Source organism: Acetobacterium sp. (assembly GCF_041752335.1).
Taxonomy (GTDB): Bacteria; Bacillota; Clostridia; order Eubacteriales; family Eubacteriaceae; genus Acetobacterium.
Window position 1 is genome coordinate 1 of sequence record NZ_JBGSHG010000033.1, and the last position, 24093, is coordinate 24093.

17 protein-coding genes and 1 tRNA gene are annotated in these 24093 nt (G+C 44.4%); all 18 read right to left on the bottom strand.

Translation table 11 applies throughout. The features are described 5' to 3' along the window. Positions 1–385 precede the first annotated feature (385 nt). On the bottom strand, positions 386–1504 hold the full coding sequence (locus ACEW8F_RS04740; protein WP_373482325.1) for a hypothetical protein: 1119 nt from the start codon (positions 1502–1504) through the stop codon (positions 386–388). 57 nt (positions 1505–1561) lie between these two features. Continuing rightward, entirely contained in the window at positions 1562–2566 is a 1005-nt protein-coding gene (locus ACEW8F_RS04745; RefSeq protein ID WP_373482326.1) for a hypothetical protein, read from the bottom strand. Positions 2567–2709: 143 nt separating this feature from the next. Next, positions 2710–3843 (bottom strand): AAA family ATPase, encoded by a 1134-nt coding sequence (locus ACEW8F_RS04750; protein WP_373482327.1) that lies wholly within the window; start codon positions 3841–3843, stop codon positions 2710–2712. A gap of 437 nt (positions 3844–4280) precedes the next feature. Beyond that, positions 4281–5636, bottom strand: coding sequence for a restriction endonuclease subunit S (locus ACEW8F_RS04755; protein ID WP_373482328.1), 1356 nt, complete (start codon positions 5634–5636; stop codon positions 4281–4283). Continuing rightward, positions 5626–7146 carry a type I restriction-modification system subunit M gene (locus ACEW8F_RS04760; protein WP_373482329.1) on the bottom strand — a complete coding sequence of 507 codons (1521 nt, stop codon included), beginning with the start codon at positions 7144–7146 and terminating at the stop codon, positions 5626–5628. Before ACEW8F_RS04760 ends, ACEW8F_RS04755 begins: the two co-directional genes overlap by 11 nt. A 955-nt stretch (positions 7147–8101) precedes the next feature. Further along, positions 8102–10750, bottom strand: a complete 2649-nt coding sequence (locus ACEW8F_RS04765; protein ID WP_373482330.1) for a valine--tRNA ligase — start codon at positions 10748–10750, stop codon at positions 8102–8104. A 17-nt stretch (positions 10751–10767) separates the two neighbouring features. Beyond that, on the bottom strand, positions 10768–11949 hold the full coding sequence (locus tag ACEW8F_RS04770; protein ID WP_373482331.1) for a glycosyltransferase: 1182 nt from the start codon (positions 11947–11949) through the stop codon (positions 10768–10770). Positions 11950–11957: 8 nt separating this feature from the next. Continuing rightward, positions 11958–12113 carry a stress-responsive transcriptional regulator PspC gene (locus ACEW8F_RS04775; protein WP_373482332.1) on the bottom strand — a complete coding sequence of 52 codons (156 nt, stop codon included), beginning with the start codon at positions 12111–12113 and terminating at the stop codon, positions 11958–11960. Between the two features lie 202 nt (positions 12114–12315). After that, on the bottom strand, positions 12316–13125 hold the full coding sequence (gene proB / locus ACEW8F_RS04780) for a glutamate 5-kinase (protein WP_373482333.1): 810 nt from the start codon (positions 13123–13125) through the stop codon (positions 12316–12318). A 68-nt stretch (positions 13126–13193) separates the two neighbouring features. Then, positions 13194–16139, bottom strand: coding sequence for a vitamin B12-dependent ribonucleotide reductase (locus ACEW8F_RS04785; protein WP_373482334.1), 2946 nt, complete (start codon positions 16137–16139; stop codon positions 13194–13196). A 245-nt stretch (positions 16140–16384) separates the two neighbouring features. Further along, on the bottom strand, positions 16385–16999 hold the full coding sequence (plsY, locus tag ACEW8F_RS04790; protein WP_373482335.1) for a glycerol-3-phosphate 1-O-acyltransferase PlsY: 615 nt from the start codon (positions 16997–16999) through the stop codon (positions 16385–16387). Between the two features lie 20 nt (positions 17000–17019). Then, a complete protein-coding gene (locus ACEW8F_RS04795; RefSeq protein WP_373482336.1) occupies positions 17020–17295 on the bottom strand; it encodes a cysteine-rich small domain-containing protein in 276 nt (91 codons plus the stop codon). A 2-nt stretch (positions 17296–17297) separates the two neighbouring features. Continuing rightward, the gene (locus tag ACEW8F_RS04800) at positions 17298–17870 is read right to left on the bottom strand and encodes an indolepyruvate oxidoreductase subunit beta (protein WP_373482337.1); all 573 of its coding nucleotides are present in this window, start codon (positions 17868–17870) and stop codon (positions 17298–17300) included. A 2-nt stretch (positions 17871–17872) separates the two neighbouring features. Beyond that, positions 17873–19654, bottom strand: coding sequence for an indolepyruvate ferredoxin oxidoreductase subunit alpha (iorA, locus tag ACEW8F_RS04805; RefSeq protein ID WP_373482338.1), 1782 nt, complete (start codon positions 19652–19654; stop codon positions 17873–17875). Continuing rightward, entirely contained in the window at positions 19629–20600 is a 972-nt protein-coding gene (locus tag ACEW8F_RS04810; RefSeq protein ID WP_373482339.1) for a phosphate acyltransferase, read from the bottom strand. Before ACEW8F_RS04810 ends, iorA begins: the two co-directional genes overlap by 26 nt. 221 nt (positions 20601–20821) lie before the next feature. After that, positions 20822–22189, bottom strand: coding sequence for a citrate/2-methylcitrate synthase (locus tag ACEW8F_RS04815; protein ID WP_373482340.1), 1368 nt, complete (start codon positions 22187–22189; stop codon positions 20822–20824). Positions 22190–22482: 293 nt separating this feature from the next. Next, positions 22483–22558: transfer RNA gene (locus ACEW8F_RS04820), tRNA-Trp, on the bottom strand. A gap of 99 nt (positions 22559–22657) precedes the next feature. Next, the gene (gene purB / locus ACEW8F_RS04825; RefSeq protein ID WP_373482341.1) at positions 22658–24091 is read right to left on the bottom strand and encodes an adenylosuccinate lyase; all 1434 of its coding nucleotides are present in this window, start codon (positions 24089–24091) and stop codon (positions 22658–22660) included. Between the last annotated feature and the right edge of the window lie 2 nt (positions 24092–24093).

Here is a 24093-nt window from a genome sequence, read left to right on the forward strand (position 1 = left end):
AGAAGAAAAATTTTAACCATCATGGCCGGGTCTTTTGATCCCCGCCCGATTGGGCTGTATTGATCCTTTACCAGTTCATAAACAAAGGAAAAATCGATGATGCCATCTATTTTCACTAAGAGATGCTCCTTTGGAATTAACGTCTGAAAGATGAGATAGTCAAACATATCCTACTGTGCTTTGTTTTTCGTTAACATCGCCTTGAAACCTCCTGATTTCAACGATTTTTATACTTTTATTATACCATCTCCAGAACTTTTATATAGTATTTATTGCAAAAGTAACGGCGACCTCTGGTATCTGATATGTGAATATTTATGTGGGATTTCGTATAAATTTGCACTGGATTTTGTTTTTCGGAGGTTTCTCGGGCACAGTTCCCCCACTAAAACCTAAAACCCAGATAATTTGTTATAGCATCAGATATTTTAATCAATTCTGCTTCGACTTTGCTTTTGTAAATCTCGTAACTCATACCAAATTGAGTTTCGATAAGACCACACAGAGGTACTGATAAATCAAACGATTTTTCACTGATAAGGGGTTCTCCTTCTTTTGAAAATAAACCAAAGTGCATCATGCAATTTCTGAATGATGATATTCGAATACCCATTTTGTTTGAATAGTCAATACTGTTAAACATTTTAAGCATATTGGGGTCGTTAACTATGTCTTTATTGGCATTGCAATAATTCATTAACCCCTCCAACCTTACAATCGAATAATGATATGTAATGTATTCAAGGCGCAGCAATAAGCCATTTTCCCTTATAATTGTTTTCTTTAAGTTATATAGTAAAAAACCTATGCTTGAAAGCACATGTAGTAAGAATAAGCGAATCACTTTGTATTCACTGCTTCCGTTTGTTGTACAACGATTGGTATTAAAGTCTTGATGAAATATTTCAACATTTTCAGATGTAATATCCGAAACTAAAAAATCACTAACACTGCTGAGGCCATTTGATATACTTCCAATAATTTTACCTAAATCATACGCAAAGGATCTAATTTCTTCCCCTTGCAATTCATGACTTTTCATAAACTCAGGAGATTTGCTGATCAATTTTTCATCTTGGAAAACATAGTAAGCATAATGCGAGTTCCCAACAATGCTTTTTTGCGCATCATAAAAAACACCTATGTTATCATGCATATTCCACCTTCCCAATTCAGGGTAGCGCATCAAGTTGATAAAATACACATTTTGTACATGATCAATATTTCTGACACTTTGCAAAAGCTTGTTGATACTGAGATCAAAAAACTTTGCTTTTTGGCGGATGTCTTTCATCGAATACCTGCTTGTTTGGTCAATTTCTATTGAATAGCCTTTTTGTTTTAGATATTCAATTGATTCGTAACAAAACAAAGATGTGTAGGGAAGCAATTGCATTTGGAGTTCTGGTTTTATAGTAATTGCCAGTTTTTTCAATAAATCAAAATCCCTTTTGATTATTAACATTTCTGCCATCGGTAGAGCCAAAGATAAGTGATTTTCCATAATATCCTTCCGTTTTTGCCATAAAAATATAATTACTACTTTACTCTTTCGTTACTTTCACAAATTGTCGGCATCATACCCTACCTGCCAAAAACACATGTCTAATATTTTCATTTGCGGATAAATCAAATTTGTGCTCGATACTTTTTCTTGGCAATTTTCAAGTACTTCTTGATGATTTTCGTAGAACAAAACGAGTTCCATAATCGAGTCGATGCTGAAATTTGAAGTTGCAACTTTGAACTTTTTAATTCCCCCCAGAAAATATCGATCATAAGCTGGGACACACCCTAAAGTGCCCATTAAAATTTTTGTAATCAGTGTTTCCGAAACATCCTGCCGTTCATCAATATTGTTTCGCTGTTTAACATATATTCTCAATAAATTTTGATACAAAATCTTCAGTAAAATTTGGTTTTCGTTGTAATGATATGCCTGACATTCGATTGACCATAACGGCTCATATTCCGGTCGATAGATTTCGACAACCGCTTCTTTATGAACTTTATAGTCCTTTTGTAGAAGAAACGAAGAACCACGATACATTCCCCAACTGGCCAGATAAAAACCCAAGTGTAAAGAAAGATAATCGATTGCAAAATCATCGAGTACTTTCCCTTTAAAGTCCATAAATGCTTTGTAACAGTGTTCCCATGATAAATATCTGGCGTGAGAGTCCTTAGTTAAAACCTCCGCATATTTTGCAAAACCGGCAATAATTTGGGTTATTTCTTCGTTTGCAAAAACTTTATTCTCAGCATTATTTCTTGATTTTATCGGTGCATCGAACTCTGAAATCTGCGGTTTGTTTTTAGCTGTTTTTACAAATAACAGCTTCTTTTTTGTAATTGATAAATTACTGATCTCGTAACCGTTATTCTCCCATGCTTTTGTAATAGTATGGGTTGGACTGCTTTGCCAGTAGGCTTCATAACGATAAGCCGACTTTGCCAACTCAAAACCTAGTATCTCTTCGATCTCGCCAAACGTCAATTCGACGGCATCTTGTTCACATTTTTTAAGATAATTCTGAAGTGCTTGAAATTTGTATTCTTTTGCCATATTTACTCCTTTAAAGTTTTTAATAGAAGGATGAGCAAGAAATACGCAAGTGGTTGCGCTAATAAAAGGGCTCTATCGATAGTGTAACACCAGGTACTTATGGGTTATTGGGATTATATTTTACCATTCATTTGTCTGCAAAATTAAACAAAAAACTTATTGATATCATCGATTAGATCAATGGCCGTTTCTTGATGTTCTACTTTTAACTTTCCTCTCGTATCTGTTAACCCTTTTTTCTCTTGGATAGGTCTTTCATTTTTATCCCTAATATCATCGGTACACAAAGCAACAAACTTATAATTGGTATATATCGTTTTGTCATGATCCATTTCATCTATTTTATCACCATCATAAATTGCAACCACTTTTTCAAAACCTAAATTCGAAAAAAGTTCAAGAAATGTTTTCATTTTCGTAACTCCGCCAACACCCCACCCAAAAAAATTCCCATTAAAATTCTTATCTAACTGATCAGATATTTTTCTGAAAATTACTATGTCTTCCTGTCCTTCGACTAAAATAATTTTATCTTCAAGAAAAAATACTTCGTTTGCATTTAGCCCCAAAACATGTGGGTTATTTAGATCAGATATTAACCCCTTAAAATTTTGTTTTATTTCATCACTCAATGAATAACAACGTATATTACCACAGGTTTCTTTTGTTGTCCTAATTAAATTTGCACCATTTGAAATTGATTGCCAATCTACAAAATAAGGCGAATGTGTGCTTAGAATAATTTGCTTTGTTTTTGACTCCTCTGTTAATACTTGCATCAGTCTTTTTTGGATACTTGGATGAATTGATAATTCCGGTTCGTCAATAACAATTGTGTCATTTATTGAAGAGTCATAGAGTGCATCACAAATGGTAAAAATACTCCATATGCCATCACCTAAACCTTCACTGCTGTGTGACACGCCGTTAAATGTGTATTTAATAAAATAATTACCAGTATCATTTTGATCAATGGTCCATTTAATTTCACTTCCCAATATTCTAATCAACAACCCATCAAATTGCGCTTTATGATCTTGTATGGTAAACAAACGCAAATAAAAATTATTCAGTTGTGAAGACCTTCTATTCTCCAGTTTATTTGAGCCGAACAAATATTCATCTCTTGTCTGTTGCCCTTTTCCAAATTCGTAGTCTATAAATCTTCTAGATTGCAAAATATAAGTTGAATAGCTTTTATTGACCGTTTTAACTGTTGAACTTCCGCCGCTTTCTACAGTTTCAATTGTATTTATATTCCCACTATCATCTGTCATAGTTATTACCACACGGTCATCCGCTTTAGAGTTACGCTTTCCAACAGAAAAACTTGGCGTTTCATGTTGATAACCGTTAAAAGCTCTGATCGACTCAATAATTGATGTCTTCCCAGAATTGTTTGCCCCAACAAGAAAAGTTAAACCACTCCCTTCATTTCCGTTTGGTATTGCAAAATCAATTTATTGCTCATCACCAAAACCTCGAAACCCTAATATTGAAATGTTTTTGATCATTTTTTTCTCTCTTTCAGTATAAGTTGGTATCGGCACTGTTCCCCATTTACAAATGCCAATCTGGGGACATTGCCCACAAAGCTTCCTCAATACCTGCACAATCGTAAATATGATATTGGCTTTTAAATTCGGTCAGAATCATATAAGCAAAGAGTTTATATGTATCGTTACCTTTTATGAACACACCATATCTTAATCCATTAGAACTTCATATTTTCATATGGCACTCTAATTTTACCAGACATTAATTCTGGAAGTAGCATAACCCGTATTTTACCCAATTTAATACTTTCACGTTCATTCAAATTAATTTTCTTCAGAATTTTTGAAACAATCGCTTGAAACTCCTTTTGTGAATTTTTATCAGGCTTAATAAGCATAACTTTTCTCAATTCAGATTGCCTAATTCCTGTAACCGTTGTACCGGTAGCCCGATTTTGTATATCTTTCATTACATCTGAACTTTTTAAAAACATAAATAAAACTTCTGAGTTCATCTTACTTTCTTCCGCTCTGATTGCAAATAGTCTTTGGCTCAGACAATACTTATCATCACTAGCTAAATAATATAATTCCCCTAAAGGTGCTTCTGAAGTCATCAAAATGTCACCATACTTTAATTCATCTTTCATCCAGATGGAATAAAGTTCTTCATCTACACGATTTGCTTGCTCAAGATTAACTAATCTCCCGTTCTTAATGCTTTTTGCGGATAAAGCAATTATTCCTGTCTCACTCCAGTCTCTACCCAGTTTTTTGGGTGTCTTCCCTCTGTAATCGATAATCAATTCTGCTAATTCATCGATTGAAGAAACCTCCCACCCCTTCGGCACCAACCCCAGCTCACTTTCCACCATTTCTCCGCCGCTGGACTGGTAGGGTTCGCCGTCTTCATTGGGAAATTCAAAATCCACAAACCATTGTTTGAAAATAGCCTGGGCCATCTTTTCCAGGGTTTTGTTGATCTGGTTATTGACTGCGATTTTTTCGTCCAGGGTTGAAAGGATATGGGCGATGGCTTTTTGTTCGGGTAATGATGGTATTGGGACAGGTATTTTTTTTAAGGCTGTCGATGCTTGCGCTATCGCAGGCACACCAACCTGAGAACGATTCATTAATAAAAAATACTGTCCCAAACTGGAATTTAGATAATAATATAAGAACTTGCTAATTATTTTATTCTCATCACAGGTCAATTTCATTCCACTTTGCGATACAATATATTTCTGAAATTTAGATCCTTCAGGTATATAGCCTACTTGCCCTAATGTACCTCTGTGGGTGATTACAATATCCTTCCGCTCGACAAAACTAGATTTCAATTCCAAAGATTTTTCTTCAGACACAAATACAAATTCATCCTCATTAAAGTAAAACGGTTTTAGATTTGTGCCTCTAATAATTGGTATTCCAGAAACTACAAAACATTCTTTCTTAATTTTCGAACCAAAAGGCCCCATAGAAATTGCATTTCTTTTATCCGCTTTCAGGTTGTCTATTACATCTACTTTCCAATCAGCAGGTAAAATACCTACCACAGTTTCCCTAAAACTCATACCCAATCCCCCCCAGATTCTTCCGGATCTCATCTTCCAGGTGCCGGGACTTGGCAAACAGTTCGGCCAGCTCGGCGGTCAGGTTTTCCATTTTTTCATCAAAGGGGATGCCGTCATCAATGGCGTCTTCAATCCCCACATAGCGGCCCGGGGTCAGGACATATTCATGTTCCTTAATTTCAGCCAGTTTGGCGGCTTTGGAGAAGCCCTTGACATCTTCATAAGCCCCACCTATTTTGCGCCACTGGTGGTAAGTTTTGGCGATTCTAGCCACCTCGGCAGCGGTGAGCACCTTATGGCGGCGGTCGATCATTTCGCCCAGCTGGCGGGCATCGAGAAAGAGCACTTCGTGGTAGCGGCTTCTAAAGCCGGGGTTGTCGGCCTTATTGCGGTTGAGAATCCACAGCGAAACCGGTATCCCGGTGGAATAGAAGAGCTTGTCCGGCAGGGCCACGATGGCGTCCACCAGATCGGCTTCCAGCAGGTTCTTGCGGATCTCGCCTTCATTGGAGGTGTTGGAGCTCAGTGAGCCATTGGCCAGGACAATCCCGGCGCTGCCGTTGGGGGCCAGATGGTAGACCATGTGCTGGAGCCAGGCGTAGTTGGCGTTGCCGGTGGGGGGAATGCCGTATTTCCAGCGGACATCGTCAGTGAGCTGGCCGCCGCCCCAGTCGCTGATATTAAAGGGCGGGTTGGCCAGAATAAAATCGGCCTTCAGGGTTTTGTGGAGATCATTGTGGAAGGTGTCGTCGTGATGGCTGCCCAGGTTGGCATCCAGGCCCCGGATAGCCAGATTCATTTTACACAGTTTCCAGGTGGTGGCGTTCATTTCCTGACCGTATATCGACAGGTTTTCGATTTTGCCCTGATGGTCTTCGACAAATTTTTCACTCTGCACAAACATCCCGCCAGAGCCACAGCAGGGATCGTAGACCCGGCCCTGGTAGGGTTCGATCATTTCGACTAATGTTTTGACCACGCTGGTGGGGGTGTAGAATTCGCCGCCGCCCTTGCCTTCGACGCTGGCAAACTGACCCAGAAAGTATTCATAAACCCGGCCCAGCAGATCTTTTTCGCCACTGTCATGGAGTTTGATGGTGGAGATCAGATCGATCAGTTCCCCAAGCCTTCGTTTGTCAATTTCCGGACGGGCGTAGCGTTTGTCCAGCACCCCTTTTAAAGAGGTGTTTTCTTTTTCAATCAGGATCATGGCGTCGTCGATATACTGGCCGATTTTGACATCCTTGGCGTTGTCCATGATAAAGGTCCAGCGGGCTTCTTTGGGAACCCAGAAGATATTCTCGGCTTCGTATTCGTCCCGGTCTTCCTCAAAGCCTTCCCCTTCGGCTACCAGTTCCTTATATTTGGTTTCGAATTTGTCGGAAATATATTTTAAAAAGATCAGCCCCAGGACCACGTGCTTGTATTCGCTGGCATCCATGCTGCCTCTTAGTTTATCGGCTGATTTCCAGAGGGTTTCTTCAAACCCGATGTTGCCTGTATTTTCCATTGTTCCTCCGTCATTTTGATGGTTGATTTTTTCAAAATGGTTCCAATTACCGCAGTTGGCTTTGGCGCTTTTGGAATTGCCATATCTTTTTTATTATACGCTTTTTCCGCGCCACTGACTAGAGCAAATTTCACTTTCCAGGCAATGCTGCTTCTTTTAATTCACTTAATGCTTCGGCATCACCGCCCACCCCAATGGCTCTAAATTATGATAACTCATACACCCGGACAATGGGGATCGGTCGAAATTTAGTCAAATAAATCGGTCTGGTCACAGGCAGTGATTTGGATTATTTACCGCTTTTTCAAAACCAAACACACGAATTATTATAAAGCTACATAAACACCCTATGAGCTACACTGTAGTTTCTTTTCGATCACCCTGCTTTAGTCTTTCCGAAAGGATCGAAAGGGTTGGGGGGCTAAATAAATCCATGTGTCGTTCTTATTTTTTTTTGTCTTTACGTTCAAAAACATAAACAAACCCTTTCGACCCTTTCGAATCCCTTATTATAGCCGTTTAACCCTTTCGCAACCCTTTCGAAAAGCTTCACAACCCTTTCGTTTTCGGGGTTTTTGAGGTAACGAGTTCGCCTCATTGTATTAATATATGCAACATGGTATTAAATCACTAAAATTTTCAAGGCCAATACCAAAATAAATGGTTCGTCAGGTGACTTTTTCCTTACTTATTTAGTTCTCTCAATAAATATCATATAAAGCAACATAGAAGCATTTATAACTGCAGGCGGATTCGCTTAAGCGATAAGCGCTTTATTCAAGGCCTGTCGGCTCCCTAAGGGCCTAGTGGAAAATCGCCATGACCTCCCCGGTCAGCTGATCTTTGAGATGCCGGCGAACCACAAAAAAACCCGGAACCGCCTGAATCTTTCAGGGTGTTCCGGGTTTTAAATAAGCTGTGATCCCGCTGATAGGATTATCAGTGCGGGGGTCAATTATTTTTTAAAATACTCCAACCGTTCCAGGACTTTTTCCATGGTTTCCATGAATTTTTTCTGTTTGTCCCGTTCAATTTCGACCACCTTTTCCGGGGCCTTGTCGGTAAAGCCTTTGTTTGACAGTTTCTGGGTGACCCGGTCAATTTCCTGCTGGAGCTTCTTTTTCTCGGCTTCCAGTCGGGCAATTTCTTTTTCCTTGTCGACCAGTTCGTCCAGATTAATATAGATCTCCAGATCTTCCACCACGGCAGAGACATAGTTTTCCTGAATCTCGGCTTTGGTGATCGGCCGGATCGTCGAGACCGAGGCCAGCTTCTGGAAATAATGGAGGGAGTCGGCCATCAAGGTCAGGTGGGCCTGATTATCACAAATCAGGAATAACTGGGTCTTTTTGGAATTGGGCACATCCATTTCCGCCCGGATATTCCGGATGCTGCGGATCGCGTCCATTAAAAACTCCACCTGTTTTTCATCTCCCGGGAAGACCAGGGCTTCATCAAAGTGCGGCCATTGGGCCACCATGATATCCCCGCTGGTGCCCGGCAGGTAGCCGTTGATCTCTTCGGTAATAAAGGGGGTAAAGGGATGGAGTAACCGCAAAATCGTATCCAGCACCACTCGCAGGGTATATTGGGCGGAGATCTTGGTTTGCTCTTCCTCGCCGTATAAGCGGGGCTTCACCAGTTCGATATACCAGTCACAGTATTCGTTCCAGGCGAAATCATAGATCTTGGAAGCGGCGATGCCCAGTTCATATTTGGTCATATTATGGTTGACTTCCGCCACGATGGTGTTCATCCGGGACAGAATCCATTTGTCGGTATTCTCCAGATTGGCGATGGCGGTGTCTTTTTTGTCCATAATATCGTCATCCAGATTCATCAGCACAAAGCGGGCGGCGTTCCAGATCTTGTTTAAGAAATTACGGCTGGATTCCACCTTTTCATCCTGCCAGCGGATATCGTTGCCAGCGGAGTTCCCGGTGATGATGGTAAAGCGCAGGGCATCAGCGCTGTAGGTTTCGATCAGTTCCAGTGGGTCGATGCCATTACCTAATGACTTGCTCATTTTGCGGCCTTGCGAATCCCGGACCAGACCATGGATATAGACATCTTTAAAAGGGGTTTCGCCCATTTCGAAGAGGCCCATAAAAATCATCCGGGCGACCCAGAAGAAGATAATATCATAACCGGTGACCAGCACCGTGGTCGGATAGAACTTTTTCAAATCTTCGGTATGCTCCGGCCAGCCCAGGGTTGAGAACGGCCATAAGCCGGAACTGAACCAGGTATCCAGCACGTCTTCATCCTGGCTGAGGTGGGTGCTGCCACACTTGGGACAGCTGGCGGGAGCTTCCTTGGCAACCACCATCTCCCCACAATCGTCACAATAATAGGCAGGAATGCGATGTCCCCACCACAATTGCCGGGAAATACACCAGTCGCGGATGTTTTCCAACCAATTATAATAGATTTTATTAAACCGCTCGGGAATGAAATCGGTGTCGTGGTTACGCACCGCATCCAGGGCCGGACCGGCCAGGGGTTCCATTTTGACAAACCATTGTTCCGAGGTCATGGTTTCCACAGTGGTGGCGCAGCGGTAGCAGCCGCCAACATTATGCTGATGTTCTTCAATTTTTTCCAGCAGCCCCAGCGCTTCCAGATCGGCAACGACCGCTTTACGACAGTCATAGCGATCCATACCGGCATATTTTCCGGCCAGCTCGTTCATGGTGCCGTCATCATTCAGGACCCGAATCTGTTCCAGATTATGGCGCAGCCCGACCTCGTAGTCATTGGGATCATGGGCGGGGGTCATTTTAACCACCCCGGTACCAAAGCTCATATCGACATAGTCATCGGCGACGATGATGATTTCTTTGTCAAGCAAGGGTAGCATCACAGTTTTACCAATCAGATGGGCATAACGTTCATCGTCGGGATGAACGGCGACGCCACTGTCCCCCAGCATTGTTTCCGGACGGGTGGTGGCCACCACCAGATAGCCCTCCCCTTCAGTGAGCGGGTAACGGATGTGCCAGAGATTGCCCTGCTGTTCAGCATATTCCACCTCGGCTTCGGAGAGCGCCGTTTTACAGGTGGTACACCAGTTGATAATGCGGCTGCCCTTGTAGATCAGGCCTTTTTGATAAAGGTTGACAAAGGCTTCGTTAACGGCCTGGCTGCAGCCTTCATCCATGGTAAAGCGTTCCCGGCTCCAGTCACAGGAGGCCCCCAGCTTTTTGAGCTGGTCGGTGATCCGGGTTTTGTAGGTCAGGGCCCAGTCCCAGGCCCGTTCCAGATAGGCTTCCCGGCCGATCTCCTGTTTGGTTTTGCCTTCTTCTTCGCGGAGTTTATCCACCACCTTAACCTCGGTGGCAATACTGGCATGGTCGGTACCCGGCAGCCACAGTGCGGCAAAGCCGTCCATCCGTTTATAGCGGGTCAGGACATCCTGAAGGGTGCCATCAAAGGCATGGCCCATATGCAGCTGTCCGGTGATATTGGGGGGCGGCATCACAATCGTAAACGGTTGGCCGTCAGGATTGACTTCGGGCTTGAAATAACCCTTGGCCTGCCAACTGGCATAGGTTTTATCTTCTACGGCTTTGGGATCATAGGTTTTTGACATTTCTTTTTTCATGTTTGCACCTGCTCTTCTTAATGGTCTTTTATTTCTTTGATTTTATAGGGATCCGCTTGCGGTTCCGGGAGTGCTTTTCGGGTCGTATACGCGGCGATCAGGTTCTTGCAGAGTTCGATGGTTTTACTCATTGAGCGTTTCTGCGCTTCCTCTGACATATTTTCAGACATCCGCTTAATAATGTATTTATTTTCAAACAAAAAATCAACCATCGAGGTCAAATCTTTGATCTTATCAACTTTGATGGCCATGCCCCCATCGACCAGATAATCGGCATTTTCTTCTTCCTGGCCGGGATAATAAAAGGGAATGATCATCGGAATGTTTTTGACAATCGCTTCGGTGGTGGTCAGTCCCCCGGGCTTGGAAATAATGGCATCGGACTCGTCCATCAGCTCGGAGACATTATTGACAAAACCGTGGATTTCGACGATTTTATCGGCCGGTTTTTCCCAGGCATAGAGGTTTTTGATATCGCGTTCAATTTTTGCATTGTTCCCGCAGACCACAATAATGCGGATTTTCTCCTTAACCTTCAGCAACGACGAGAAGGCTTTTTCCATCTGTTTGGTGCCCAGGCTGCCGGCCATCAGCAGAATCGTCCCGGCCACATCGGAAAGCTCCTTGCGTTCTAAATGGTTGTTGGTTAAAAAGGTCTGGCGGATCGGAATGCCATAGGGATAAATAATCTCCGCGGCAACCCCTTTTTCGACCATGGTTTGTTTGGTATAATCACTGCCGACCACATAGGCGTCGATCATTTTTTTGAGATAAAGGGTATGAATTTTATAGTCGGTGACAATCGACAAAACCGGGACATCAAAAGCACTATGTTCTTTAAGCGTACCTAATACATTGGTAACAAACGGGTGGGTGGTAATGATTAAATCGGGCTTTCCGGAATTGATCAGGGGCACAATATCAGGATTCATGACCTTGGTCAGAACCTGAAAAATACCCTGCTGAAAATGATTCATATTATTGAATTGATTGTACATTTGCTCATAGAGCTTGGGTACATTCACCACCATTTGCTGATAGCCTTTGGTAATCAGCCGGTCCAGGGTGATATTCGTTTCTTTAAACGCATCATATACTTCAGTTTGATAACCGGTTTCGTCCAGCGATTCTTTTAACGACTGGGCCGCTAAATTATGACCGGCACCGGTTGACGCTGTAAAAATAAATACCTTTGACATGGTAAACCTTAATCTTCGAATTCTTTAGTAAACTTGTAATTGACCCGCATCAGTTTACCACCCATGGCTTCTTCTTTTCTTTTTTCGACAAAGTAGATGCCACCAAAAACCATTAACATTCCTGCGGCAACGGCAGAAAATCCGACTAATATTTTCTTTAACATAAGAAACCTCCATATATTTTATTTTTCGAAACTGCTTAAGTGCCGTGAGCTTCGCTGTCAGTTTTGCACGAAACAGTTTCTACACTAGGGCGTACAACATTTTCTTGTACAGTTCGCCTACACGTTACAAAACTGTTTGTGAAAACTGACATCAAAGCAAGCATTGTTCGTAGTTTATTGTTAAAATTGCTCGTCTTTATCTTTATAATTCCTGTGAATCGCTTAAAAAAACAGTGCCGATTTCTTCGCCGTCGAGAATTTTATACAGAACTTTGACGTCTTCGCCGGAGGCGATGATCATGTCGATGCCGCAGTCGGTGGCATATTTGGCGGCCCCCAGTTTGGTGATCATGCCGCCGGTGCCCAGACAGGAGGCGGAGTTGCCGGCGCTTTTCATCAGCTCTTTATCAACGTGGCGAACGGTTTGGATCAGCCGGGCTTCTTTATTCAGCACCGGATTATCATTATAAAGCCCATCAACATCGGAAAGAATAATCAGCAGGTCGGCATCGACCAGGTCGGCGGTCATGGCCGACAGGATATCATTATCGCCAAAACATTCTTCCTCGATTTCATCGGTGGCAATACAGTCATTTTCATTGACAATCGGGATGATGCCTGCTTCAATCAGGGCGTTGAAGGTATTCATGGCATTATTGCGCTTGATGGTGTGTTTAAAAACATCCTTGGTCAGCAGAATCTGCCCCACGGTCTGGTGGTACTCATCAAAAAATTTATGATAAACCCGCATCAGCAAGCCCTGTCCCACCGAGGCGGCGGCCTGTTTTTGTTTGAGGGTTTTGGGCCGCTCCTTGAGCTTCATCCGGTTCATCCCGGCACCGATGGCCCCGGATGAGACCAGCACCATTTTTTTTCCGCTATTTTCCAGATCCGTCAGCACCCGGGCCAGGATCTCCAGCTTTCGCAAATCCAGGGTGCCATTGGCATGGGTCACCGAGGTGGTGCCCATTTTAACAACAATGGTGGTGGCGTTTTTTATCTTTTCTCGCATCTTAATCTCCTAAGTTGTGTATCCTAGTTAATTATTATATCAAACAATGAGAAAACATCAACGGTTTTTTAGCTGCAGCCGGTGGTGGTGCCGCAGTCCAGACACAATTTGCAGGTACCGTTGCGCATCATCCGGTCACTGCCGCAATGACTGCAGGTTTCGCCGTATAAGACTTCGCCTGATACCTCGGTATTGTAGTCCTGGGGCGGGTTGTCGGCGCTGCTGATACTTTTAACCATGTTTTGTTTATGCATCAGGGTGAAATTTTTGGGTTTCACCTGACAATTGGAAAAATCGCCATGTTCAATATCAATGACCTTGCTGATCAGATCAGAAATGGACGAGGCAAATTTAATGTAGGGGTGTCGCGAGACAAAACCGGAGGGTTCATATTTCTGACCTCTTAACATCTTCGAAATCTGATCGGGCGGGATATGGTATTGGAGCATATTGGAAATCGATTTGGATAAGGACGCCAGCAGCCCTTTGACCACGGTTCCCTCTTTGTCGGTGGAGACAAAGATCTCGGCGATGCCGCCATCTTCATAAAAGCCAATCGTGATATAGAGTTCAATATCCCCGATTTTGGCGGCGTGGGTGCGACTGAGCCGCATCCCTTCGGGCCGGACCCGGTTTAGCGCTTTGGCGGTTCCGCCTTTTACCAGCGCCAGTAATTCGGCATAGGAGTAATCGTCCAGTACCTTATCCTGGTCTTCGGCCATGCCTGAGCTTAACGGTTGCGAGGCCTTGCAGCCATCGCGATAAATGGCAATCGCCTTGGTTCCGGTGCGATAGGCCAGTAAATGGATGTTTTCGACATCTTCCACCGCGGCATCGTTGGGCAGATTAACGGTTTTGGAAACCGAGCCGGAAATCATTGGGGTTATCGCCGAAACCATCAAGACATGGCCCATTGGTGAAATGGTGTTGGCGGTATCAAAAATCGGCAAATGTTCGGCTTTAATATGGGGCGCGCCAGCCACGCCTTCATGGAGAAAATAGCCCTGACTGTCTTTTTCCAGTAAGTAAGTCAGGATCTCGCCGATTTCTTTTTCGCTGTAACCGAGGTTGTTAAGGGCCATTTCCATCACCGGATTGACGATCTCCATCGATCCGCCACCGATCAGTTTTTTAAAGACGACGTGATTGTAAAAAGGTTCCACTGAAGTAGCACCGCAGTCCATTGCAAAGGAAATCGTGCCCGTTGGGGCAATCACGGACACCTGGGCGTTGCGGTAGCCATTGGCATCACCGGCTTCTTCGGCCAGTTTCCAGGCGTTTTTTAATCCGCTGCTGATATCTTTAAAACCCATTTTCTGCAGCAGCTTATGGTTGATCTTAATTGGTTCATAATGCAGTTCTTCATAGTCGTCGATCCGGGCGCCGGCCACCCGAGCGTGGTTGCGGATGACCCGTTTCATATAGGGTTCATTGATTTGATATTTTGGAAAAGCCCCGATTTTGCCGGCCATCAGTGCCGATACATAGTAAGATGTTCCGGTCATGATACCGGTGATTCCGGCAACCAGATTACGGCTTTCGGCCGAATCATAGGGGTAGCCCAGGGCCAGCAGCAAGGATGCCGCATTGGCAATACCCAGCCCGGTGGTGCGGAATAGATAACTTTTTCGGGCCACATCTTTGGTGGGAAATTGGCCGTGGTAAATCGAGCCTTCCAGGGCGCATTGGATGAGTCCCACCAGGTGAACGTAGTGATCGATATCAAAGCTGTTGTCTTCCTGATTGTAAAACTTAAAGACGTTGATGGAAGCCAGATTACAGGCGGTATCATCTAAAAAAGCATATTCGGAACAGGGATTGGTGGCATTGATGCGGTTGATTTTTTCGTTGAGGTTGCCATTTTCGCCGCCGGGACAGGTATGCCAGGCGTTGAAAATATCGTCAAACTGAATGCCCGGATCGGCACATTCCCAGGTGGCCTGATTAAGATGATGCCATAATTCCTGCACCGGTACTTCCCGATCAACCTGATTGTCAACCCGGCCCCGTAGTTTTAACTTATGATCCGGTTCGTTTTTTAAGTTTAAGACGGCCTGCATAAATTCGGCGTTAAGACGGACCGAGTTGTTGCTGTTTTGACCGCTGACGGTCTGGTAGGCTTCGCCATCCATGGAGATGTCGTAGCCCATCTTGCCCAGTGCCCGGACTTTTTGTTCTTCTTTGACCTTCCAGTTGATAAAATTATCAATTTCCGGGTGATCGATATCGACGATCACCATTTTGGCCGCCCGCCGTGTCGTGCCGCCGGATTTAATGGCGCCGGCATTGCGATCCAGGCCCTGGAGAAAACTCATCATCCCCGACGACTGACCGCCGCTGGTCAGGCCTTCGTTGGCGGCCCGGAGGCTGGAGAAATTGGTGCCGACTCCGGAACCGCCCTTAAATAATTTAGTCTCACTGACATAGTGTTCGGAAATGGAATGATCGCCCAGCAGCCGGTCCTGAATCGATAAGATAAAGCAGGCGCTGGCCTGGGTGCGGGTGTAGCGATCTGCGGATTCCAGCACCGCTCCGGTGGCCTCATCGTAATAATAGAGATCATCTTTAGAGCCGGCAATTTGATAGCTGCGCATTAGCCCGGTGTTAAACCACTGCGGTGAATTGGGCGCCCACATTTGCATCAGGAAGGCGTAGACCAGCTCATCGTAATAAATTTGCCATTCCTCATCGCTGTCGATCAGGCCTTCGGCTTTGATGGCGTCGGTCCAAAAACCGACCAGACGGTCAGCAATTTCGCGCATGCTGTGTTCATAACCAAATTGATTGGGCACCCCTTTGCGGCGAAAGTATTTGGTGGCGATAATATTACAGGCATTCTGAGAGTAATGCTCCGGAAATTCCAGGTCTTTCATTTCATAAATGGTTTCACCGGTTTTATAGTTTTTTAAGATAACGTCGACCGTCTGCCAGGCAAACAGATCATAAACGGTTTTGTCTGAATTTTCCAGTTCTTTGGTAAAGACCCGCTTAAATAGTTGATTTATTTGATTCAAAATTTAATTCCTCCTTGTTGATAAAATCCTTGAACATAGCCAAGTGCCGTTCGCTGACGGCACAACACAACCGCAATGATAATACATGATCTTGGGTCGCACGTATAATTATAATCATACATATAGTGTTTCGCAATGTATTTTTTATGTATTTCCAGGTTAATTTCCAACCCCATCTATAAGCAAATAAAAAGGCCCATGACAGAGCCTTTTTGATAAAGTCTTGTGTTTATTGCTTATTTGCGCTAATTTTTCATTTTAACCTTTTGGCCAATCTTGCTTTCCCGGCCCTGGATAATCCGTCCGATATTCTTGCGATGCTGGTATAAACTGAACAAGCATAAAACAAAGGCAAAAATAACCTCCGCCACCGAGCGACTAAACAGCAGGGTGAAAACCGGCAGCATGGTCATCCCCACCATTGAGGTCAGGGAAACCATTTTCCAGATAGCCAAAACGATCAGCCCGATCATAATGGCAATGATGGCCACCTCCCAGTCAAAGGTCAGAAAGACCCCCAATGATGTTGCGGTACCCTTGCCGCCGCGAAACTGCAGAAAAACGGGCCAGTTATGACCGGCGACGACGGCAATCCCGCCGAGCACCAGAAAGACCTCATTCAGATTTAAAACATAGCGACCAATAATAATCACCAGACAGCCCTTGAAGGCGTCCAGCAGAAACACGGGGATGGCAACATTCTTGCCCATCACCCGCAGTACATTGGTTGTTCCCGCATTGCCGCTACCGTAGTTGCGGACATCTTCATTCTTTAAAAATTTCACCAGGATATAGGCAAAATTCAAATTTCCAATTAAATAAGCCGCGACAACAAAAACAAGTCCTATAATAATCGACATTTCACTACCCCTTTAACACATTAAATTTTAGTTAGTTTGAGTTGTTCAATGAGCGTTCCCAGTTTTTCCAATACCTCATCATAATGCTCGCGATGGTGAGGAAAACTGCAAGCACTGCAGTTTTTAATACCCTTATCGGTATAAGTAAAATGACCACCACAGTTACTGCCCAGGGCATACAGCGGACAGTAACAGAACAGACAATTAAAATCTGTCAGCTCATCAATCTTATGGCAGGGAAAGTACTCACAGTCGGGATGTTGAAAAAACTTATAATTCGAACCGTCTGTTCTCATTTTTATACTGCATCCATGCCGGCCTGCAGGGCTTTGACATTAAGATCTTTAAATTGTGCTTTGACATTCTCGCCAATAATGGCTTCCCAATCGATATCGGTTAAGCCCATCGATTTGATGATCGAACCCAGCAGAATCACATTCATGACCTTGGGATTGCCCAGTTCTTCGGCCATTTTTGTGGCGGACATGACCCGCAGATTCACCTTGCTGCTAATTTCCTCAAGGATAGTGTCGGGATAAGTGGCGGCTCCGATAATCACCGACAGCGGAGAGATCTCCGTGTCATTGACGATCATCTTGCCGGTCGGTTTGAGGTATTCCAGGGACCGCAGCCCTTCCATTTTTTCAAAGGCCACGACGATATCGGCACTGCCGATCTCAATCACCGGCGACTGGACATCATCACCATAACGCACCAAAGACGAAACCGAGCCGCCGCGCTGACTCATGCCATGGATTTCGCTCATTTTAACGTCAAAACCGGCTTCCATTAAACCGGTGGTTAACAGTTTGGCCGCTAAAATCGTGCCTTGACCGCCAACCCCTACTAAGACAATATTTTTTGTTTCCATTGCTATCTCACCTCCACGGTAATGGCTTGTTTGGGACAGATCTGCGCACAAACACCACAGCCCACACAGGTTTCTTTTAAAATGCCCGATTTTTTATTGGCGCGATCAAAGGCCAGGGCCGGACAACCGGACTTCAGGCATTTTTTACAGCCGATGCATTTTTCGACATCGACGGTGGCCACCATTTTAAAGGCCGTTGGGAACTCTTCATTATCCTGGGCCGAGAACTTTTTAAGCACACAGGGCCACCGGGTAATGATAACCGCCGGTCCCTCCACGTTTAAGCCCCATTCAATGGCTTCTTGAACAATCTGGAGATTATTGGGGTCGATGGAGATCAGGTTTTTGACGCCGCAGGCTTTAACCATCGCTTCGATGTCAATCATTGGCGCTGCTTCGCCACTTAAATCATAACCGGTGCCGGGATTCTGCTGGTGACCGGTCATTCCGGTAATGCGGTTATCCAGGATAATGGTTAAGGTATTGCTTTTATTATAGGTCACATCGATCAGACTGGTAATGCCGGAATGGAAAAAGGTCGAATCGCCAAGAATCGAGACCACTTTTTTGGAATGATCGCCTTTGATGTCAAAAGCTTTTTGGATCCCATGACCGGCACTGATGCTGGCACCCATGCAGATCATTGCATCGGTGGCGTTGTAGGGGGGCATCAGGCCCAACGAGTAACAGCCAATATCACTAAAGATCATCAGATCTTTGCGTCGACCCAGTTCATAAAATACGCCGCGATGCGGACATCCGGCACATAGGGCTGGCGGTCGCGGTAAGACCATTTCCGGGTTCGGCTCAATAATTTGGGGATCCTCGTTTAACAGCGCTTTGCGGACCCGATCGGGGGTCAATTCACCCATCGCAGGTAATTTGTCTTTACCGATACAGTCAATTCCGGCGGCTTTGATTTCGGTTTCCATAATCGGATCATTTTCTTCAAAGATGTAAAGAGTCTTTTTCCCTTTGGCGAAGGCGGCAATTTTTGCCATCGGCAGCGGATAAGAGAAACCAATTTTTAAATAGGAAACGGTTTTCCCAAATACTTCCTTGGCATAGCGATAGGCCACCCCGGAGCCGATAATGCCAATGTCGGCACCATTGTCTTCAATATAATTAAAGGGTGAATTGTTGGAATAGTCTTCCAGTCGGGTGAAATTATCGGCCAGTTTCACCTGCATACCCCGGGCAAAGGCCGGCAGCGGGCAATATTTGCGGATATTCTTTTCGTAGGGCTTATCAGCTGGCTCGACCCGGTCGCTGCAGTCGACAATTGACTTGGAGTGACAGACCCGGGTAGTCATCCGAAATAACACCGGCATATCATAGGCTTCACTGACAGCATAAGCTTCTTTAAGCATATCCTTGGCTTCCTGGCTGTCGGATGGCTCAAATAGACAAACCTTGGCATGTCGGGCATAATTGCGGTTATCCTGTTCGTTTTGCGATGAATGCATCCCGGGTTCGTCGGCGGTGACCAGCACTGCCCCGGCGTTAACCCCCAGATAGGCAAAGGTAAACAGCGGATCGGTGGCCACATTGACGCCCACGTGTTTCATCGCACATAAGCTTCGCACGCCACCAATGGCGGCGCCAGCCGCAGCTTCCAGGGCAACCTTTTCATTGGGGGCCCATTCCGAGATAATTTCCGGATACGTCGCGACGTTTTCTAAAATTTCAGTGCTGGGGGTTCCCGGATAGGCTGTGGCAAACTTCACCCCAGCCTCCCAGGCCCCTCTGGCGATGGCTTCATTTCCTGTTAATAATAGTTTCATTTCTTTCTTGATGCTCCTCTCGTATTTGGTGACAATTATCCCTATTCTGGGTTAAAAAGGCCCCGAGAATAATGGAATTTAATTTATTTTCATAAGAATCTGAGCGGGACGTCAAAATAATCGGTACACAGGCACCCATGACGATTCCTCCCAATTGGGCATGACCCAAATGAGTCATTACTTTTATGATGGCATTACCGGTTTCAATGTTGGGCATGATAATCACGTCGGCATCCCCCGCCACCTCCGAAACAAAACCTTTGACCTGAGCGGCTTTTTTGGAGATCAGCAGATCCATGGCAATCGGGCCTTCAACCAGCACATCCGAACCCCAAAAGTGGTTTTGAGATAATTGCTTTAAGGCGGCCCCATCCACCGTTGCCGGCATTTTAGGATTAACCTTCTCTTTGGCCGCCAGGCAGCCAACCTTAATCGGAGAAATTCCCAGCAAACGGGAAAACTCGACAGCATTGGTGATAATCCCTTGCTTTTTTTCGAGATCCGGATCGATGATCATGCCGCCATCAGACAAAATCAAAAATTTGTGATAGGTAGCGATCCGGACCATCATAATACTGCTCAGCAGGTGGCCAACCATCAGACCATCAGCCTTGTTGATCACGGCTTTTAAGAATATAGCGGTATCCACCAGACCCTTCATAATAAAATCTGCCTGGCCCTGACGAACCAGGGCCACAGCCTTTTCACAGGCTGCCGCCATATCGGCAACGTCAATGATTTCCATTTTACTGATGTTTACGCTTTCACTAATGCTGATCGTTTCGATCTTTGCTCGACTGCCAACAAGAATGACGCGATCCAGGTATACTTCGTTTGCTGTTGAAAGCGCTTTTAACAAGTCACCTTCCGCAGCAGCAGCGACAACCAGGGTTCCCTTTTTGCCACCTTTTACTGATTCACCAATGTCATTAAAATTATCAAACATCTTAACCTCATTTTTTTCATATGTAACATTATACACTAATTTAAACCCATAATAAAGAAACAATTTTGTTACAATTACTTACGACAATGACTGAGCGCCGCAAAATAAAATAGCGATAAAAAAAGCTTCCTGATCTATTCTAGCACAGAACAGATCAGGAAGACTATACAAACACTGAGATATTTTTACTTGCCGGTAAAATAGACACTGTGATTAAAAACTTATTTTCGTTCGTCCAATGGTTCGTAATCACGACGTTCGCTGACGTTCATATAAGCCGGTCGAATAATTTTACCGGCATTGATCAGTTCTTCCAGCCGGTGGGCGCTCCAGCCGGCAATTCGGGCGATGGCAAAAATCGGGGTAAAGAGTTCCAGCGGTAATCCCAGCATGCTGTAAACAAAGCCACTGTAGAAATCGACATTGGCGCTGACACCTTTGTAGATTTTTCGTTCTTCGCCGATCACTTCCGGGGCCAGTCGTTCGACCATGGAATAGAGTTCAAACTCATCATGCAACCCTTTTTCTTCGGACAGACTGCGGACAAAGCCTTTAAAGACATTGGCCCGGGGATCCGATACCGAATAGATGGCATGGCCCATCCCGTAAATCAAACCGGCATTATCAAAGGCCCGTTTATGCAGCAGATCGACCAGATATTGGCGCACCTGTTTTTCGTCGGTCCAATCGTCCAGATTTTTCTTCATGTCATCAAACATTTCCACCACTTTGATATTGGCGCCGCCGTGTTTGGGGCCTTTTAACGAACCTAGCGAAGCCGCAATCACCGAATAGGTATCGGTGCCGGAGGACGAAACCACATGGGTGGTAAAGGTTGAGTTATTGCCACCGCCATGTTCGGCATGAAGAACCAGGGCGATATCCAGAATCCGCGCTTCAAGCTCGGTATACTGGCTGTCGGGTCGCAGGATGTACAGGATATTCTCGGCGGTTGACAGCTCCGGTTGGGGCTGATGAATAAAGAGACTCTGATCATCATGATAATGCTTATAGGTCTGATAACCGTAGACCGCCAATAACGGAAACAGCGCGATCAGTTCCAGGGATTGTCTGAGGACATTGGGAATGGAAACATTGCTGGCGTTATCATCATATGAAAAAAGCGTTAATACACTTCTGGCCAGGGTATTCATCATATCAGAACTTGGCGCTTTCATGATGATATCCCGGACAAAACTGGTTGGCAGGCTGCGATAATTACCAAGCACCCTGGTAAAACTATTGAGCTCCTGTTGATTGGGCTGATCACCAAACAGCAGCAGATAGACCACTTCTTCAAAGCCAAAACGTTTTTCTTTGACAAAGCCATCGACCATCTTTTGAACGTCGACGCCGCGATAAAAAAGTTTTCCTTCGGTTCCGATTTTTTTGCCTTCTTCAAAGATATAGGCCTGGATTTCCGATATTTCAGTCAAGCCGGTTAAGACACCATTGCCGTCTAAATCTCGCAGACCGCGGTTAACTTGATATTTTTTATATAACTCCGGTTCGATGTAGCTATTTTTTAGACATAATTCGCTATACTCTATAATTTCAGGGGTAATTTCCGAAAAAATACGATTCATCATCAATCTCCTCTATCTCACTTATTTTTATATAATTATACCTTAAAAGATGATCCAGATAAAGTTAATTTACAATTATTTTGTGCATTTTTGAAAGACAATTGGTAATAATCCCTTTTTTATCTTCAGTTTCAGTAAATACTGTAAGTATTTTTAAAAATATGAAAGTTTAATTTAAGTTCTTTCATTATTGGCATTATTTTTATTCTGGGACTCTTAAATAATAAGCGCTAAGAGTAGCCTCTAAAGATAAAAAAAACTCCGACTCAAAAGAATCGAAGTTTGGTTCACTAAAATGGCAGGGGTATGAGGACTCGAACCTCAGGCACGTGGTTTTGGAGACCACTGCTCTACCAACTGAGCTATACCCCTACAACAGCAACTACTATATTATAATTGCTGGTGCGGTACTTGTCAATAGTTATGTTTTGTTTTTTTACTCATATTTATTTTTTTACAATGCGGCAAGGCTTAGACTTTTAAGTCAATCTTATTTAAATCAAGCAATTCCCGGTTAGCTTCCAGGACCGGGTTCACTTCTTCGCTAATAAAATCTTCAACCTGCTGGGGTGCTCTACCGACGTAAAGGATCGGATCCAAGAGGGCATCGACATCTTCAGCTTTGAGATTAAACGACGGATCTTTCAGGATTCTTTCAATTAAATCATTGGGCTTTCCTTCGACTTTAACGGTATGGCCGGCTTCCATCGACAGGACTCTGATTTTTTCATGAAGATCCTGACGGTCGCCGCCTTTTTTCACACCTTCCATAATAATGTTTTCGGTGACCATAAAGGGCAGCTCGGCATTGATGTGCTGGAGAATAACCTTGGGGTAAACAACGAGGTTCTCCGATACATTCATGGCGATCATCAGGATCGCATCGGTGGCTAAAAAGCCTTCGGGGATACTGATCCGCTTGTTGGCCGAATCATCCAGAGTCCGTTCAAACCATTGTCCCGAAGCCGTCAAGGCCGGATTAAGAGCATTGACGATCACATAACGGGCCAGCGCACAGATCCGTTCCGATCGCATCGGGTTGCGCTTGTAGGCCATGGCCGAGGAACCGATCTGATTTTTTTCAAACGGTTCTTCCACCTCTTTTAAATTTTGCAGCAGGCGGATGTCGGTGGCAAATTTTGTCAGGGTCTGGGCAATGCCGCTTAAGACATTCAGAACCTGGGCATCAAATTTTCGTGAATAGGTCTGTCCACTAACCGCAAAAGACTTTTTGAACCCCATTTTTGCAGCGACCAGATCGTCCAGGCGCTTAACTTTTTGATGGTCATTGTCAAAAAGTTCCATAAAACTGGCCTGGGTGCCGGTGGTTCCCTTGACCCCGAGCAGTTTAACGTTACCGATCAGGTGATCAAGATCCGTTAAATCCATTAATAAGTCCTGAATCCATAAGCAGGCCCGTTTGCCGACAGTAGTTAACTGGGCTGGCTGAAAATGGGTAAACCCTAGTGTTGGTAAATCTTTATGCTTGGTCGCAAAGACGGAGAGATGCTTAATCAGATTAATCAGTAGTTTGCGAACATGTACCAATCCTTCGGTATAGACGATGACGTCGGTATTATCACCCACATAGGCACTGGTGGCGCCGAGGTGGATAATCCCTTTGGCTTTGGGACATTGGGCGCCATAGGTATGAACATGGGCCATCACATCATGGCGCAGTTCTTTTTCTTTTTTTGCCGCCAGTTCATAATCAATATTGGTAATGTTTGCTTTCAGCTCCGCAATCTGCTCCTCGGTAATATTGAGGCCCAGTTCGTGTTCGGCTTCAGCCAGGGCCACCCATAACTTCCGCCAGTTTTGAAATTTGTTGTCCGCCGAGAAAATATGGAGTATTTCCTTTGATGAATAACGTTCGATTAAGGGGTTTTCATAATATGTTTTCATAA